This window comes from Microbacterium alkaliflavum, assembly GCF_044325405.1.
In the GTDB taxonomy this organism is placed as follows: Bacteria; Actinomycetota; Actinomycetes; order Actinomycetales; family Microbacteriaceae; genus Microbacterium; species Microbacterium alkaliflavum.
In genome coordinates, this window is record NZ_JBIQWL010000002.1 from 398,421 (window position 1) to 414,663 (window position 16,243).

The 16,243-nt window shown below is 70.8% G+C and carries 18 protein-coding genes; 3 read left to right on the forward strand and 15 right to left on the reverse strand.

Translation table 11 applies throughout. The annotated features are described in order from the left end of the window. Nucleotides 1-12: 12 nt before the first annotated feature. Both ACH3VR_RS06860 and ACH3VR_RS06865 read right to left on the reverse strand, forming a co-directional pair. Nucleotides 13-951 carry a tetratricopeptide repeat protein gene (locus ACH3VR_RS06860; RefSeq protein WP_396640009.1) on the reverse strand — a complete coding sequence of 313 codons (939 nt, stop codon included), beginning with the start codon at nt 949-951 and terminating at the stop codon, nt 13-15. Further along, a complete protein-coding gene (locus ACH3VR_RS06865; RefSeq protein ID WP_396640010.1) occupies nt 948-2,861 on the reverse strand; it encodes a glycosyl transferase in 1,914 nt (637 codons plus the stop codon). The genes ACH3VR_RS06860 and ACH3VR_RS06865 overlap by 4 nt, the downstream gene beginning before the upstream one ends. Before the next feature lie 166 nt (nt 2,862-3,027). On the opposite strand from ACH3VR_RS06865, the gene ACH3VR_RS06870 reads away from it, so the two are divergent. Beyond that, entirely contained in the window at nt 3,028-4,086 is a 1,059-nt protein-coding gene (locus tag ACH3VR_RS06870; protein WP_396640011.1) for an AI-2E family transporter, read from the forward strand. A 24-nt stretch (nt 4,087-4,110) separates the two neighbouring features. On the opposite strand, the gene ACH3VR_RS06875 is transcribed toward ACH3VR_RS06870, so the two are convergent. The 9 genes from ACH3VR_RS06875 to rpsB all read right to left on the reverse strand — a co-directional run bounded on the left by ACH3VR_RS06875 (nt 4,111) and on the right by rpsB (nt 10,847). After that, nucleotides 4,111-4,833, reverse strand: a complete 723-nt coding sequence (locus ACH3VR_RS06875) for an alpha/beta hydrolase (RefSeq protein WP_396640012.1) — start codon at nt 4,831-4,833, stop codon at nt 4,111-4,113. A gap of 1 nt (nt 4,834) precedes the next feature. Continuing rightward, nucleotides 4,835-5,122, reverse strand: coding sequence for a hypothetical protein (locus ACH3VR_RS06880; RefSeq protein WP_396640013.1), 288 nt, complete (start codon nt 5,120-5,122; stop codon nt 4,835-4,837). A gap of 4 nt (nt 5,123-5,126) precedes the next feature. Continuing rightward, complete coding sequence (locus tag ACH3VR_RS06885) at nt 5,127-5,870, reverse strand: aggregation-promoting factor C-terminal-like domain-containing protein (RefSeq protein WP_396640014.1); 744 nt, start codon at nt 5,868-5,870, stop codon at nt 5,127-5,129. Nucleotides 5,871-5,934: 64 nt separating this feature from the next. After that, nucleotides 5,935-6,519, reverse strand: coding sequence for a DivIVA domain-containing protein (locus tag ACH3VR_RS06890; protein ID WP_396640015.1), 585 nt, complete (start codon nt 6,517-6,519; stop codon nt 5,935-5,937). Then, nucleotides 6,519-7,556 (reverse strand): phosphatidate cytidylyltransferase, encoded by a 1,038-nt coding sequence (locus ACH3VR_RS06895; RefSeq protein ID WP_396640016.1) that lies wholly within the window; start codon nt 7,554-7,556, stop codon nt 6,519-6,521. The genes ACH3VR_RS06890 and ACH3VR_RS06895 overlap by 1 nt, the downstream gene beginning before the upstream one ends. Before the next feature lie 8 nt (nt 7,557-7,564). Then, nucleotides 7,565-8,119: a ribosome recycling factor gene (gene frr / locus ACH3VR_RS06900; RefSeq protein ID WP_396640017.1), complete on the reverse strand. Its 555-nt coding sequence runs from the start codon at nt 8,117-8,119 to the stop codon at nt 7,565-7,567. Nucleotides 8,120-8,171: 52 nt separating this feature from the next. Next, on the reverse strand, nt 8,172-8,891 hold the full coding sequence (pyrH, locus tag ACH3VR_RS06905; RefSeq protein WP_396640018.1) for a UMP kinase: 720 nt from the start codon (nt 8,889-8,891) through the stop codon (nt 8,172-8,174). Nucleotides 8,892-8,983: 92 nt separating this feature from the next. Next, entirely contained in the window at nt 8,984-9,811 is an 828-nt protein-coding gene (gene tsf, locus ACH3VR_RS06910; RefSeq protein WP_396640019.1) for a translation elongation factor Ts, read from the reverse strand. Between the two features lie 127 nt (nt 9,812-9,938). Then, on the reverse strand, nt 9,939-10,847 hold the full coding sequence (gene rpsB, locus ACH3VR_RS06915; protein ID WP_396640020.1) for a 30S ribosomal protein S2: 909 nt from the start codon (nt 10,845-10,847) through the stop codon (nt 9,939-9,941). Between the two features lie 302 nt (nt 10,848-11,149). Here rpsB and ACH3VR_RS06920 point away from each other — a divergent pair, with 302 nt between their 5' ends. Further along, nucleotides 11,150-11,671 carry a murein hydrolase activator EnvC family protein gene (locus ACH3VR_RS06920; RefSeq protein WP_396640021.1) on the forward strand — a complete coding sequence of 174 codons (522 nt, stop codon included), beginning with the start codon at nt 11,150-11,152 and terminating at the stop codon, nt 11,669-11,671. Nucleotides 11,672-11,686: 15 nt separating this feature from the next. On the opposite strand, the gene ACH3VR_RS06925 is transcribed toward ACH3VR_RS06920, so the two are convergent. From ACH3VR_RS06925 to ACH3VR_RS06940, 4 genes are all read right to left on the reverse strand, one after another. Next, complete coding sequence (locus ACH3VR_RS06925) at nt 11,687-12,604, reverse strand: tyrosine recombinase XerC (RefSeq protein ID WP_396640022.1); 918 nt, start codon at nt 12,602-12,604, stop codon at nt 11,687-11,689. Nucleotides 12,605-12,670: 66 nt separating this feature from the next. Then, a complete protein-coding gene (dprA, locus tag ACH3VR_RS06930) occupies nt 12,671-13,873 on the reverse strand; it encodes a DNA-processing protein DprA (protein WP_396640023.1) in 1,203 nt (400 codons plus the stop codon). Beyond that, nucleotides 13,870-15,399 (reverse strand): YifB family Mg chelatase-like AAA ATPase, encoded by a 1,530-nt coding sequence (locus ACH3VR_RS06935; protein WP_396640024.1) that lies wholly within the window; start codon nt 15,397-15,399, stop codon nt 13,870-13,872. The genes dprA and ACH3VR_RS06935 overlap by 4 nt, the downstream gene beginning before the upstream one ends. Beyond that, a complete protein-coding gene (locus ACH3VR_RS06940; protein ID WP_396640025.1) occupies nt 15,396-15,758 on the reverse strand; it encodes a YraN family protein in 363 nt (120 codons plus the stop codon). Before ACH3VR_RS06940 ends, ACH3VR_RS06935 begins: the two co-directional genes overlap by 4 nt. A 149-nt stretch (nt 15,759-15,907) precedes the next feature. On the opposite strand from ACH3VR_RS06940, the gene ACH3VR_RS06945 reads away from it, so the two are divergent. Next, nucleotides 15,908-16,231: a DUF2469 family protein gene (locus tag ACH3VR_RS06945; RefSeq protein ID WP_345802792.1), complete on the forward strand. Its 324-nt coding sequence runs from the start codon at nt 15,908-15,910 to the stop codon at nt 16,229-16,231. Nucleotides 16,232-16,243 lie beyond the last annotated feature (12 nt).

Here is a 16,243-nt window from a genome sequence, read left to right on the forward strand (position 1 = left end):
GCGGGGAGAGCGTCAGAAGAGCAGCGAGGCGAGTCGGCCGCGCGCGCTCACGCCGCGCGGGTCGGCGTCGCCCACCACTCCGAACAACTCGAGCAGGCGCTCGCGCACGGGACCGCGCTCGTCCGACGGCGGCGCCGCGAAAAGGTCGAGCAGCCGCCCGAAGGCGTCTTCGACGTGACCGCCGGCGAGGTCGAGGCCGGCGACCGCGAACTGCGCCTCGATGGCCGTGGGCTCGGCGGCGGCCGCCGTGCGGGCGGCCTGGAGGTCGGCATCCTGGACGCGGGCGAGGAGGCTCACCTGACCGAGCCCCGCGCGCGCCTCGGCGTCACGGGGGTTCTCGATGAGGGCCTGCTCGTACGCGGCGATGGCGCGCGGGTAGTCTCCCGCCTCGATGGCGTCGTACGCCTCGGCGTGCAGCGGCGGCAGCGCCGGCTCGGCCGGCTCCGACGTGTCGTCGTCACCGCCGGCCACGTCCAGCCGGCCGCTCACGCCGTTCTGCGCGGCGACCTGGAGGAGCTGCGCGAACACCTCGCGCACCTGCTGTTCGGGCACCGCGCCGGTGAACAGCGGGACGGGCTGGCCGCCGATGAGCGCCACGACCATGGGGATCGACTGCGCGCGGAAGGCCTGCGAGAGCTGCGGATTCGCGTCGACGTCGACCTTGGCGAGCACGACGCGCCCGTCGAGCTCGAGCACGACCTTCTCCAGGATCGGGCTGAGCTGCTTGCAGGGCCCGCACCACTCGGCCCACAGGTCGACGACGACCGGCACGGTGCGGGAGAGCTCGAGCGCCTGCGGGAACGTCGCGTCGGTGACGTCCATCACGAGCGACGAAACGGCGCCCGCGGGCTCGCCGGGCTCGGCTGCCGCGGCAGGGGCGGAGGGACGGTTGCGCAGGGCGGAGAGGTCCACCGCGCCGCGCATAACGGCGCCGGGAGCCGGATCGGTCACTTGATAACCTTCGCGTCGAGGATGTCGGAGGCGTAGCCGAGCAGCCGGATCTTCTCCGTGGAGCCCTGGCTGGGCACGTAGAAGAAGAGCTGGTCGCCCCACGTCGTCGTGAACCCCGTCGCGGACTGGTCGACTCCGGCCAGTGTCTTGACTGTCTGGTTTTCGCCGACCTTGATCACGGCGTCGCCAGTGGTGGGCTGGACGGTGTCGGTCTCGGTGAGGCTCACGGCGACGATCGCGCCGCTCTCCAGCGTAGCGAGCGCGACGGGGGCCGTGGCGCCGGCCGCCGACGCGAAGGTGAGGGTTCCGGTCTGCGCGCCGGTCGCATTGAACTCGTCGAGCCGCTTCTGGCGGTCTGCCGCGATCGAGGTGCGGAACTGATCGCCCGTCGCGTCGAACTTCGCGGCGAACTCGCTCTCGTCGCCCTTGTTGATGACGTCGGCGTAGGCCGCGGCCACCTGGTCGGGCTGCATGACGAGGAAGGGCGAGTCGGGGGCCACGATCGGCGCGCCGATGTACGAGGGCGCGAGGTCGGGCAGCGTCGTCTCGGCCTCGAGGTTCGACATGTACGAGAGCTTGTAGTCCGACCAGGCATCCTGCTGCGTCATGAGCATGATGCTGGCGGTCTTGTTGTCCTTGTCGGCGACGACCGCCATGACGGTGCGCGGCCATCCGTCGTTGGCCTCGGGAAGGAGGGGGAAGACCGGCTTGGTGGGGATCGCCGACGGCGCCTTGTAATCGGCGATCGCGGTGCGGAGGGTGTAGTTCGTCTGCCGCTCGGCGAGCATCGCGCCGTCGAGGCGGGTCGACGCGAGAGCGAGGTCGAGCTTCGTGTCGGCGTCGGCGACGGTGGACGCGATGCGCGAGAGGATCCGCTCGGCCTGCGACTCCGTCACCGCGGGATCGTTCTGACCCTCCTGCGTGACGACCGTCTGCGTCGGCGACGGCGTGGGCGATCCGGCGAAGTCGGGCCAGGCGTCGGAGGAGCATCCCGTGAACAGAAGCGCCGAGACGGCGACCGCCGGGATCACGATCAGCGAGCGGCGCCCCGTGAGAGCGCGGCGTCGTCCGGTCTGGCCGGAGCTGATGACGCCCTTCTCGGCGTTGTCCACCGCGATGTCGATCGGCTCGGTCACGGGCATCGGCAGACCCTTGCGACGGGGGCCCCGCGAACGGCGCACGTGACGGATGCCGAGGATGTAGAGGACGATTCCGAGGGCCATCAGGATGCCTCCGCCGACGATGAGCGGACCGGCCCAGGGTGTCGTGTTGGCCACGGGCCACGTGACCGAGAGGTCGCTCGGCGCGGGGGCCGTTCCGTCGGCGGCGACGAGCACGCTCATGGTCGCGGGGATCGACAGCGGTGCGATGAGGAGGTCGTCCTGCTGGAACTCCTCGAGCCACAGGTCCGAGCCGGCGGGGTTCCGTCCGGCCGTCGCGCCCTCGACCGCAGCATCGCCGCCGCCTGTCGCCTCACCTGCGGCTGCGTCTCCGGCCGCTGCATCGCCGCTCGTCGTGTCGGTCCCGGCCGCCGTAGCGGTCGTGGCGTCGGTTCCCGTTCCCGTCCCGTCGGTCGTCGCGGCCGCGTCGGGCTTCACGAGCGTCGTCTTGACCTTCCCGTGGGCGCCGACGGTGACCGATTCGTAGCTCGCGTCGGCGAGCCAGGCCTGCAGATCGGCGGTGCGCCCGTAGGCCGCGAAGACGGGGCCGTCGCCTGCGGCGCGGAAGGTCGGGGTGCCGCTCGAGGTGTTGAGGACGGCGCCGTCGATGAGGATGTATGGCGTCGTGTCATGGACCGCGATGCCGGTCGCAACCGACTTGGGTCCCTGGAAGACGGTTCGCTGGGCGATACCCGCCCCGATCATCACGGCCGCGAGCACGAACGCCGCGACGGCCCACACGAAACGCACGAACAGACACCTTCCTGGGTCCGCTCTGGAGGCTGCGGACCGTTCTCTAGACATTTCAGAGTAGCGAAGAGCACCTGAAAGTCGTCCGGGAGGCGTCGTTGCCCGGTCTGGACACTTGCCATGCGTATCCTGGCGGGACAGGTTCCCGCGTGCCGGAGGAGGCCCCGTGAAGGTGCACAACCCGTTCCGCGTCGCTTTCGTGGCGACACTCGGCGTGGGACTCGGCCTCCTGCTGATCACGAGCATCCAGACCCTGTCGACGATCCTGCTCTACGTCGGGACGGCGCTCTTCCTCTCGCTCGGCCTCGACCCCATCGTGGCCTGGCTGGAACGCCGGAAGCTTCCCCGCTGGGCGGCCGTGCTCATCACGATCCTGGCGGTGCTGGCCGCCTTCGTCGGCATCATCCTCATGGTGCTGCCGATCATCTTCCAACAGGTGGGCCAGCTCATCGCCGCGATCACCGAGGTCGTCCGCGGCGGCACCTTCGTCGAGGACATGAAGTCATGGCTTCAGGGGATCTTCCCGAACCTCAAGGTCGACGAGGTCTTCACCGCGGTCGAGCAGTGGATCCAGGACAACCTCGCCAACATCGGCGGCTCGATCGGGCAGGGCGTCATCACCGTGGGCGTGTCGATCCTGGCGGGCCTCACGGGCGCCTTCATCGTGCTCATCCTCACCATCTACTTCACGGCGTCGACGCCGACGCTGAAGAAGTCGGTGTATCAGCTCGTGCCGGCGTCGAAGCGCCCGCGGTTCATCGACCTCGCGGAGCAGATCACCGACTCGGTCGGCTTCTACGTCATCGGCCAGCTGAGCCTCGGCGTCATCAACGGCGTGCTCAGCGCGATCTTCCTCACGATCATCGGCGCGCCCTTCCCCGCCGTCCTCGCCGTCATCGCGTTCTTCTTCTCGATCATCCCGCTCGTGGGCACGCTGACCGGCTCGACCATCATCGTGCTCTTCTGCCTCGGCCTGGCACCGACCCCGACGACAGCGATCATCGCGGCGATCTACTACCTCATCTACATGCAGATCGAGGCGTACGTGATCTCGCCGCGCATCATGAACCGCGCCGTGTCGGTGCCGGGAGCAGTCGTCGTGATCGCGGCACTGGCCGGCGGCGCGCTCCTCGGCCTGCTGGGTGCTCTCGTCGCGATCCCGGTGGCGGCGAGCATCCTGATCATCTACCGCCAGGTCGTGATCCCGCGCCAGAACGAGCGCTGACGCGCGGTCGATCGACCTCGAGCGTCAGCCGGGCAGCGGGCCGTTCCACTCGTCGGGCAGCGGCAGGGCGTCGGGATTCACCGCCGCGACGATCTCGGTCATCACACGGCGGGTCTGGCTCTCCCCCACCCACAGGTGCTTGCCGCCTTCGACGGGGATGAGGACGGCCCGGGGCACGGACGCGAAGCGCTCCGCCGCGGCATCCGGTCGCAGGTAGTCGTCGAACTCGGGGATCAGCGCGATGACACGGCGCGGGTCGTCGGCCCAGGCCGAGACCTCCTTGTCGGTCGCGCGATGCAGCGGCGGCGACAGCAGGATGACGCCCTCGACGGCGTGGTCGCGCCCGTATTTGAGTGCGATCTCGGTGCCGAAGGACCAGCCCACGAGCCATGGCCGCGGCAGCTCGCGCTCCCGCACGAAGTCCATGGCGGCGGCGAGGTCGAACGCCTCGGCACGGCCTCCGTCGAACGCGCCCTCGCTCGTCCCGCGCGGCGAAGAGGTGCCCCGCGTGTTGAAGCGGAGCACCGCGAGGTCGGCGAGGGCGGGCAGGCGCGCAGCCGCCTTGCGGAGGATGTGCGAGTCCATGAATCCGCCCGCCGTGGGCAGGGGATGCAGCGTCACGAGCGTCGCGACGGGCTCGCGGCCCTCGGGCTGGGCGAGTTCGCCGACGAGCCTCAGCCCGTCCAGCGTCTCGAGTTCGACGTCCTCGCGCTGCGCGGGCAGCATGACCGGTCCGCGGATCTCCATGTCAGCCGATCCTCCAGCAGTGCGTGTGCCAATGTCTGCGCGCAGCGAGATCGGCCTGGTCCCCCAGTACGCCGTCTGCGCGCCAGGCGACCACGTGGGCGACTCCCGGCTCGATCACGCGACCGCATCCGGGACAGGTGTACTCCTTGAGCGCCTGCGCCGCGCCCACGGGCTGTACGGTCCACTCGACGCCGCGGCGCATCTCGCTGCGCTTCCATCCTGCCAGGAGCCGCTCGAACGAGTCGTCTCCCGCCGGATCGGGACGCCGCCGCCGGTTCGACCGCGGCATGGGCTCAGTACCAGCCGGTGCTCTGCGAATGGCCCCAAGCCCCGCACGGCGTGCCGTAGCGTCCGCCGATGTAGTTGAGACCCCACGTGATCTGCGTCGCCGGGTTGGTCTCCCAGTCGGATGCGATCGAGCCCATCTTGCTGCCCGGGAGCGCCTGCGGGATGCCGTAGGCGCCGCTGCCCTTGTTGTAGGCGTTGACGCGCCAGCCTGACTCCTTGTTCCACAGGGCGACGAGGCAGGAGAACTGATCGTCGCCCCACCCGCGCGCGTGCACCATGTCGTAGGCGATCGCCTGCGCCGACCCGGGGTCGGGCGTGACGAAGGGCGGCGCCCAGCCTGACGAGGACGAGGACTTCGTGGATGCGGTGGGCGTCGGAGTGGGCTTGGGGGTCACGTAGACGGAGTAGCCGCCGCGGTCGAGCGCGGCAGGCTCGGCACCGGAATCGGAGGCGGCGAGCTCGAGGCTCTGGATGTCGCCGAGCCCCGTCGCATAGAGGGTGACCGGCACCGCGTCGTCGGCCTTGGCCTCGGCGAGGGCGGTGCCCATCGGACCGACGTACGCGGCGACGAAGCCCAGTGCTGCGACGGCCGCGAACACGCCCACCACGCCGCGTCGACGTGACCAGCGGGGCTGGGGTGCGCTGGCGCGCACGGCGACCGGAGCGACTGCGGGTGCCGCTGGGGAGGCTGCTTGCTGGCGACGCATCCGTCGGGACGCCACGGGAGTCATCTCGTTGCCGGAAGTCACAGTCCCCCGAGTCTAGCGGCCCGATGTGACGCGTGCCATTCGAGGCGGACCCCGTCGACCCGGGTCAGGCGACGGCGAGCATGACCTCCACGACGGCGTCGAGGACGGCATCCACCTGCGTCTCGCGGTATCCCCCGCGCTGCATGCGGAAGGCGACGGCGCGCACCTGCTCGACCGTGACCGCGTCGCCCGACTCGAGGTAGCGCGCGATCTTGTCGGCCACGAGATCGACCTCGTCGACGCGGTAGCCGTAGCGCACGATGCTCACCCGGTCGAAGCGTCGGCCGCGCGGACGCGTGATGCGGTCGAGCACGACCTGTGCCGTGTCCTTCGCCCGGTTCACCCACTCGTTCGCACCCTTGCGGGTCACGACCGACTGCCGCTCGCGCGCCGCGAAGGCGTCCTCGATGCGGCCGAGCGCGGCATCGACCGATGCGATGGCGTAGCCGTTCCGGACGAGCGGGAACGCGACCCGTCGCACGTCGGTGGCAGTCAGCGGCTCCGCGGCGCCACCGTCGAACGCGGCCTTGGCGCGCAGCAGGAAGGCGTCCACGGTCTTCTTGTCGTAGCCCTTGCTGCGTCGCGGGGCATCGGGGAAGGCGGCGGCTGCGCGGGGCGCGCCGGAGCTCTCGATATCGGGGGTCGTCATCACACAGCCAGGGGGTTGAGGAGGTAGTACAGGGCGAGGGCGCCGACGATCGACAGGAGGATCGAGTCGAGGCGGTCGAGCACGCCACCGTGGCCGGGCAGCCAGGAGCTCATGTCCTTGATGCCGAGGTCGCGCTTGATCATGGATTCGGCGAGGTCGCCCGCCGTCGCGGTGAGGAGGATGACGGCGCCGATGACGAGGCCGGCCCACCACGGGAGGTGGAGCATGAAGATGCCGAGGAGCAGACCCGCGAGGAGGGCCGCCGCGGCGGCGCCGGCGAATCCCTCCCACGTCTTCTTCGGGCTGATGCGCGGGGCCATCGGGTGCTTGCCGAAGGCGAGTCCCGTCGCATACGCGCCCGTGTCGCTGGCCACGGCGATGATGATGAACGCGAGGATCCACCACTCGCCGCCCGGCTGGTGCAGGAGGACGGCGGTGAGGCTCGCGAGGAATGCGACGTAGAGCTGAGCGAACCCCGCGACGAGCACGTCCGACAGGACTGCGCCGTAGACGCGGCCGTCCCGTGCCGCCATCTGGGCGATGAGGCGCCACACGATGACGATCGCGACAGTGACGAAGGTCATCACCCAGAGCAGCCACGAATCCAGGAAGTAGCCGGACAGCACGAGCACGAAGCCCGCGCCGATCTGCGGGACGAGGTCGACCTTGCGCCCGGCGGCGGTCAGGGCGCGACCGAACTCGATGAACCCCAGGACCATCGCCGCGAGTGCGAACAGCAGGAACAGCCACTTGATGAAGACGAGCGACACGATCAGGACCGCGCCCAGCGCGAGCCCGATGAGGATCGCGACGATCAGGTCGCGGCCGGTGCGCTGCTTGATGCGCTCGTTCGCCAGGTCGAACTCCGCGCGCGCCTGCGCGACCTGGTTCTCGATGCCGCTGCGCGCGGCGCGCACGTGCGACTCGAACACCGCGCCGGTGTCGTGCGTCTCGTCGCGGCGCGCGCGAGCGGCGTCCCGTCTGCTCTGCGGGGCCGCCGGCGACGGCTCCGGCCCGTCACCGGATGCGTCGGACATGGTGAGCCTCAGACCTCGAGGAGTTCTGCCTCTTTGCGCTTGAGCGCCTCGTCGATGGCGTCGACGTGCGAGCGGGTGAGCGCGTCGAGCTCCTTCTCGGCGCGAGCGAGCTCGTCCTCGCCGAATTCGCTCTTGAGGTCGTCAAGGTCGTCCTTGGACTTGCGACGGATGCCGCGCACGTGCACCTTCGCGTCCTCGCCCTTGGTGCGCACGAGCTTGACGAACTCGCGGCGGCGCTCCTCGGTCAGCTCGGGGAGCGTCACGCGCACGAGGTTGCCGTCGTTCGTCGGGTTGGCGCCGATGTTCGGCTGGTCGCGGATCGCCTGCTCGATCGCCTTGAGCGCCGACTTGTCGTACGGCGTCACGACGAGGGTGCGGGCCTCGGGGTTGGCGAGCGACGCGAGCTGGGCGAGCGGGGTCGGCGTGCCGTAGTAGTCGACCAGGATCTTCTGGAAGAGCTGCGGGTTCGCCCGGCCCGTCCGAACGGTTGCGAAGTCGTCCTTCGCGGCCTCCACGGCGCGGTCCATGCGCGTTGCGGCATCGGACAGAACGTCGGCGATCACAGTGGCTCCCCTCGTGGGCTCGAACCTCACCAGTCTAGTCGGCAGGTGCCGATCAGACCGTGACCAGCGTGCCGATGGTTTCGCCCAGCAGCGCCCGCGTCACGTTGCCGGCCGGTTCCATGCCGAACACGCGCATGTCGATGCCGTTGTCCATGCAGAGGCTGAACGCCGTCGAGTCGACGACCTTGAGGCCGCGCAGCAGCGCGTCGGAGTACGTGAGCTCGTCGATGCGGGTGGCCGAGGCATCCACTCGCGGATCCGCCGTGTACACGCCGTCGACGCCATTCTTGGCGACGAGGATCTCGTCGCACTTCGTCTCCAGCGCGCGCTGCGCCGCGACGGTGTCGGTCGAGAAGTAGGGCAGGCCGGCGCCGGCGCCGAAGATGACGACGCGGCCCTTCTCCATGTGCCGCTCGGCGCGGCGCGGGATGTAGGGCTCGGCGACCTGCGTCATCGCGATGGCGGACTGCACGCGCGTCGCGGCGCCCGCCTGCTCGAGGAAGTCCTGCAGCGCGAGGGCGTTCATGACCGTGCCGAGCATGCCCATGTAGTCGGCGCGGCCGCGGTCCATGCCGCGCTGGCTGAGTTCGGCGCCGCGGAAGAAGTTGCCGCCGCCGACGACGACGGCCACCTCCACCCGGTCGACGGCGGCGGCGATCTCCCTCGCCATCTGGCTGACGACGTCGGGGTTCACCCCGAGCTGGCCACCGCCGAACGCCTCGCCGGAGAGCTTCAGGAGGACGCGGCGGCGTCCGGTCGCTTCATCGATCACGTGGGATCCTCTCGTCGCGGAATGCAGACTATCGAATGCGCGTGAAGGGCCCGCATCGGAACTGATTCCGATGCGGGCCCTTCAGGAGTCGATTACGCGCCGACCTTGTAGCGGGCGAAGTCGGTCAGGGTGAGACCGGCGTCCTTGGCGACCTGCGCGACGGACTGCTTGTTGTCCTTCGCGTAGTCCTGATCGAGCAGGGCGACCTGCTTGAAGAACGCGTTCACGCGGCCCTCGACGATCTTCGGGAGAGCGGCCTCGGGCTTGCCCTCGTTGCGCGAGATCTCGGTGACGATCTCGCGCTCCTTCTCGACCTCGGCCTCGGGCACGTCGTCGCGCGAGAGGTAGGTCGGGTTGGCGAACGAGATGTGCTGCGCGAGGCTGCGCGCCGTCTCGGCGTCGTCACCCGTGTAGGCGAGCACCACGCCGACCTGCGGCGGGAGGTCCTTGTTCGTGCGGTGCAGGTAGATCTCGAACTTGTCGCCCTTGATCGTGCGCACGCGACGCAGCTCCACCTTCTCGCCGATGATCGCGGCCTCGTCCGAGATGAGCTCGGCGACGGTCTGCGAGCCGGCGGGGGCGGCCAGCGCGTCCTCGACCGAGTCGGCCGAGACCGCGGCAGCAGCCTCGAGCACCTTGTCGGCGAGGGCGATGAAGCGCTCGTTCTTCGCGACGAAGTCGGTCTCGGTGTTCAGCTCGAGGATCGTGACCTGGCCGTCGCGCTCGGCGGCGGCGACGAGGCCCTCGCTCGTGGAACGGTCGGCGCGCTTGGCGTTGCCCTTCGCGCCCTTGAGGCGGAGGATCTCGACGGCCTTCTCGAGGTCGCCGTCGGCCTCCTCGAGGGCCTTCTTGGTGTCGACCATGCCGGTGCCGAGCTGCTCGCGCAGGGTCTTGATGTCGGCGATCGTGAAGTTTGCCATGGGTGGCGGCTCCTTGTTGTCGAATTCTCGTGGATGCCTCGGCGGGACCGCGGGGACCTTGCGATCCGATGCGGCCCCGCCGAGGGGAAATCCTGCAGGGCGAACCTGCGTGCCGGTGAAGAGTGGGTTACGCCTCGTCGGCGGCGACGGCCACCTCGGTGACCTCGGCCTCGACCTCGTCAGCCGACTCGGTCGCGGGCTCCGCGACCTCGACGACCTCGACGACCTCGACCGGAGCGGCCTCGGCCTCGACCGGGGCTGCGTCGGAGGGCGCGGCCTGCTCGAGGAGCTCGCGCTCCCACTCGGCGAGGGGCTCAGCGGCCTCGTCGGCCTCGTCGGCCGGCTGGTGGCGCTGGATGAGGCCCTCGGCGGCGGCGTCGGCGATGATGCGCGTGAGCAGGCTCACGGAGCGGATCGCGTCGTCGTTGCCGGGGATGGGGTACTGGAACTCGTCGGGGTCGGCGTTCGTGTCGAGGATGCCGATGACCGGGATGCCGAGCTTCTTGGCCTCGTCGATCGCGAGGTGCTCGCGCTTGGCGTCGATGACCCAGATCGCCGAAGGCGTCTTCTGGAGGTTGCGGATGCCGCCGAGCGACTTGTGCAGCTTGTCGAGCTCGCGCTTCTTGAGGAGGAGTTCCTTCTTGGTGAAGCCGCTCGCAGCCGGGTCGTCGAAGTTGAGCTCCTCGAGCTCCTTCATGCGCGCGAGGCGCTTCGACACCGTCGAGAAGTTCGTGAGGAGGCCACCCAGCCAGCGCTGGTTGACGTAGGGCTGGCCGACGCGCGTCGCCTGCTCGGCGAGGACTTCCTGGGCCTGCTTCTTGGTGCCGACGAAGAGGATCGTGCCGCCGTGGGCGACGGTCTCCTTGACGAACTCGTACGCCTTGTCGATGTACGTCAGCGACTGCTGGAGGTCGATGATGTGGATGCCGCTGCGCTCCGTGAGGATGAAGCGCTTGACTTTCGGGTTCCACCGGCGGGTCTGGTGCCCGAAGTGCACGCCGCTGTCGAGCAGCTGGCGAATCGTGACGACGGCCATGGCCGTTCTCCTGTCTGGCGCTCGCGCGCCTCTTGCGGTTGTTCGCGCCGGACGGATGATCCGGCGAGCCTGGTGCCCGGCATACGCCCACCCGCAGCGATATTCGCTTCGGGACCGTTGGGAGTGGATGCCGCGCGACGTGCAGACGTCACGCTCTGGGCACGCGGAGTCACCCCGACGAACGAGGTGCCTCATCAGTGTATCAGTCGCGGGGTGTCCTCCCCAGCCGGGGCCGGGGGTCGGTCCTGCACCGATCGTGGCCGCTGAACGTGACGGATTCCCGCCTGCGGGAGGGTGGAGGGATGCCGCATCCCGCGCGATCGCATCCTCTGCGGGCCCTGCGCGGGCTGTGCGTTCTCCTCCTCCTGGTCGGAGCGTGCGCCGGAGGTGCACCCGCGGCGGCGGCAGCGCCGACGTCGGGGTGGGTGTGGCCGGTCGCGCCGTTCCGGCTCGTGGCGCCGTACGTGCAGCCCGTCCACGACTACGCGCCGGGTCATCGCGGGATCGACCTGGAGTCGCTCGACGGATTCTCGGTGCGCTCCCCCGCCGACGGCGTGATCGCGTTCGTCGGCGATGTCGCCGGCCGGCCTGTCCTGACGATCGATCACGGAGCCGGGCTCGTCTCGACTCTCGAGCCCGTCTCGTCGACGCTGACGCCGGGGACCCGCGTCCTCCGCGGCGAGATGGTGGGCGACCTGTCTCTCGGCGGTCACGCCGCGTCGGGCGCCCTCCACTTCGGGGTCCGTCTGGACGGCGAGTACATCAATCCCCTGCTGCTCCTGGGCGGCGTGCCGCGCGCCGTGCTCCTGCCCTGCTGCGACTGAGGCTGCGGCTCCCGGTCATGCCCGCGGGTGGGCGAGCCGGTAGGCGGAGGCGAGCCGCTCGCTGGACACGTGGGTGTAGATCTGCGTCGTCCCGAGGCTCGCGTGGCCGAGCAGCTCCTGCACCGTGCGAAGGTCTGCGCCGCCGTCGAGGAGATGCGTCGCCGCCGAGTGCCGCAGGGCGTGCGGCCCCACGGTCGCGCCGACGACGGGCCCGAGCACGCGGGACACGACGTCGTAGGCCGCTCGCGTGCCGAGCCGTCGCCCGCGCGCGCCGAGGAAGACGGCGCCCTCCCGCGCGCGCTCCCCGGTCGTCGGCTCCGCGCGCGCGGCGAGGGCCGGGCGGCCGCGCACGAGGTATGCGTCGAGCGCGGCGCCCGCAGGGACGCCGAACGGCACCACCCGCTCCTTCGCCCCCTTGCCGAGCACGCGCGCCGTGCGCCGTGCGTGGTCGAGGTCGTCGACGTCGAGGCCGCACAGCTCCGACACGCGGATGCCGGCGCCATAGAGCAGCTCGAGGAGGGCGTGATCGCGCAGCGCGATCGGATCGCCCTCCGCTGCCTTGCGGCCCAGCGCGTCGAGGAGCGTCGCGACGGCGTCCAGCGTGGCAACGGCGGGCAGCGTGCGTCCGCGCTTGGGTGCCACGAGCCGCAGGCTCGGGTCGGCGGGGATGCTCTGCATCTCGGTCAGCCACGCGAAGAAGCCGCGGACGGCGGCGGTCCGCCGTGCGATCGTGGAGCGGGCGTCGCCGCGTTTCGTGGCGTTCCACAGCCATTCCCGGAGGTGCTCGAGGTCGACCTCGGCGACGGGGACATCGCCGACCGACGCCGCGAGGTCGGCGAGATCGGACCGATACGCGCGCACGGTCGCGGGCGAGAGTCGCCTGACATCGCGCAGCTGCGCGGCGTAGGCATCCACTGCATCCTCGATCCGCATGCTGCCAGCATGACTCCTCCCGGCGGGAGGCGGCGGCGCGACGCTCCGGGCCGCCGCGCCGCCGGATCAGGTCGTGCGGGATCGGCGCCAGCCCAGCCGGCTCTGCTCGGCATCACGCATGATGAGCATGAGTCCGAGGATCGCCTCGACGTGCTGCGGGGCCATTCCTGCGCGCCGCGCGATGTCGTCGACCTCGCGCCAGGAGCGGGTGCTCAGGGCGTCGCGCACGCGGGTCGTGTCGTCGGTGAGCGGATCGGGATCATCATCAGGCCCTCCGAAGGTGCACAGCCCGCCGAGGTCGAGCAGCTCGCGCACCTCGTCGGCATTCGTGACGCATACGGCGCCCGACTCGCGAAGCAGACGGTGACAGCCCGCCGAGGCGGCGCTCGTGATCGCACCGGGCACAGCACCGACGGCGCGTCCGAGGTCGAGTGCGTGATGGGCGGTGTTGAGCGAGCCGCTGCGCCAGCCCGCCTCCACCACGACAGTCGCATCGGACAGCGCCGCGATCAGGCGGTTGCGCTGTAAGAAGCGCCACTTCGTCGGGGCGGCACCGCACGGCGACTCGGCGACGACCGCGCCGTTGCGCGCGATCCGTTCGAGGAGGTCGGCGTGGCCGGCAGGGTACGGCCGGTCGGCACCGCTCGCGAGGAGCGCGACGGTCGGCGCATCGACAGCGAGGGCGGCGCGATGCGCGGCGCCGTCGATGCCGTAGGCGGCACCCGAGACGATGGGGATGCCCGAACCGCCGAGGTCGGCGGCGAGCTCCATGGCGACGTGATCGCCGTACGACGTCGCGGCGCGTGCCCCGACGATCGCGACCGACGGCTGCGGGCGCGCGAGCAGCGCGGCTTCGCCGCGCACCCACAGCGCCAGGGGCGCGTGCGCATCCAGGTCGGAGACACGGCTCGGCCATTCCGCATCACCGGGGACGACGAGGCGGATCCCCGCCCGCTCCGCGGTCGCGAGGGCGTCGTGCACCGCCTGCCTGCGCAGGCGCGGCATCCATCGCCTGCGTCCCTCCTCGACCTCCTCGAGCGAGACGTCGCCGAGGTCGACGCGGCTGCGCCCCACGGCAGCCTCGAGGGCGCCTTCCGCCCCCAGAGCCGCCACGAGCCGACCCGCCACCGAGTCGCCCGGCTCGACGAGGTGGCTCCAGACGACGCGCGCCTCCCGCTCTCGACGGGCGTCCGGATCGGCAGCCGCGGCCGGCGCGACGGCGGCAAGGAGGTCCGACATCTCGGTGGTGAATGCGATGGAGCCCGTCATGCGGTGATGCCCTTCTTGAGATACAGAGCGCGACCGACGTCTTCGATCGCGAGGGTGCTGCGCCCGGCGAGATCCGCGTGGGACCACGCGACTCTGAGCACGCGGTCGTATCCCCGCAGGGTCAGAGCGCCCCGGTGCAGTGCCGCATCGAGCGGCCTGCGCGCCGCGGCCGCGGGCGCGAGCGGACCCTCGCGCAGCCACGTGCCCGCGACCTGCGAGTTGAGCGTCCACGGCGTCGCGGCAAGGCGTGCGGCGGCCCGCTCCCGCGCCGCCGCCACACGCTCGCGCGCCGTCGCCGTCGTGATCCCCGGCTGCTCGAGCGCCCGCGCCCGGGCGACAGATACGCGCAGGAGCTGCAGCTCGATGTCGATCCGGTCGAGAAGCGGCCCGGACAGCCGGCCCAGATAACGCCGGATCGCCATGGCAGGGCACTCGCACGCGCCGCCCGGGACGCCGAAGTTGCCGCACGGACACGGATTGGTCGCGAGGATGAGCTGGAACCGCGCCGGATACGCGGCGGTCGCGCCCGCGCGATGGATGACGATCGAGCCGCTCTCCAGCGGCTGGCGGAGTGCGTCGAGCGAGCTCGCTGCGAACTCCCCCGCCTCGTCGAGGAACAGCACGCCGTCGCTGGCACGGGCGATCGCTCCTGGGCGCAGCTGCCGGGAGCCGCCCCCGACGAGTGCGGCCATGCTCGCCGAATGGTGGGGCGCCTCGAACGGCGGAGTGCGGCTGAGCGTCGTCACCGGCTCGCCCGACAGCGAGCGGATCGACGCCGTCGCCAGCGCCGCGCGGTCGTCGAGATCGGGGAGGATGCCGGGCAGCCGGCGGGCGAGCATCGTCTTGCCCGCGCCCGGCGGACCACTCATGAGCACGTGATGCCCGCCCGCCGCCGCGACGATGAGGGCCTCGACCGCCTCGCGCTGGCCGATGACCTCGCTGAGATCGGTCGGAATCGCGGAGACTTCCGGCGCGCCCACGCCCCCGACGGGCTCGTGCGCGACGTCTTCCACCTCTGCACCGTGCCAGCGCGCGACCTCGGCCAGGCTCACCGCGCCCAGCACGGTCACGCCCTCGACGAGCTCCGCCTCCTCGCGGTTGGCCCACGGCACGACGACGCGCGTGATGCCGGCCCGTGCGGCCGCGACGACGGCGGGCAGCACTCCCGGTACGGGCCGGAGCCGCCCGTCGAGCCCGAGCTCGCCCAGGTGCACAGTCGACGCGATGGACGCGGCATCCATCCCGCCCTCCGTCGCGAGGGCGGCGATCGCGACGGCGACGTCGAAGCCGGCACCGTGCTTGGGAAGGCTCGCCGGCGAGAGGTTGATCGTGAGGCGGCGGCGCGGCAGCACGAGACCGCTGTTGGCGCACGCGTTGTGCACGCGCTGGACGGCCTCTCCGAGCGCCTTGTCGGGAAGGCCGATGATGATGAATCTGGGCTCCTGGTTCGACAGGTCGGCCTCGACGTCGACGAGGGCGCCCTCTACCCCCGCGAGCGCGACCGACCACGTGCGCGCGACGGTCACACCACACCTGCCAGATGCTCCAGCGTCGCCGTCGCGGGATCGGGGCCGATGAGTCCCACCGCGTCGATGCGCAGCCGGCGGCCCTGCGCCGCGGCGGGGTGCGCCGCGATCCAGGCCATCGACAGGCGCCAGAGCCGTGACTTCTTGACATCGCCGACGGCCTCGAGCGGATGCCCGAACGCTTCCGAGCGACGCGTCTTCACCTCGACGACGACGAGCTCGGTGGCCGAGGCGACGACGAGATCGAGCTCGCCGCCCGCGGTTCGCCAGTTGCGGTCGAGGATCGTGAAACCGAGCGACTCGAAGTGGCGCGCGGCACGATCCTCGCCCGCGCGCCCGAGGACGTCCTTCTCTGCCATGACGGCATCGTCGCCCGAGCAGGGACCCGCATCGGGCGGCGGTGACGGCATCCGTGCAATCGTCGACCGACAGCCGTCCTGGGGAGGGGACCCTGCACGGACGGGGACCGAACCGCGGCGTCGCCGAGGCTGTCTAGGATGGATGCACCATGGATGACGAAGTCTTCGATGACTACGACCGCGAACTCGAGTTGGCTCTGTATCGCGAATACCGGGACGTCGTCTCGCAGTTCCAATACGTGATCGAGACCGAGCGGCGCTTCTATCTCGCCAACGAGGTCAATGTCGTGCGCCGCGACACGGAGCACGACTTCTACTTCGAGATCTCGATGACCGACGTCTGGGTGTGGGACATCTACCGCGCCGACCGCTTCGTGAAGTCGGTGCGCGTGCTGACGTTCAAGGACGTCAACGTGGAGGAGCTGTCGCGCCGCGACTTCCACCTGCCGGAAGAGCTGTCGCTCGACTCCTGACCCCGCTCGGAA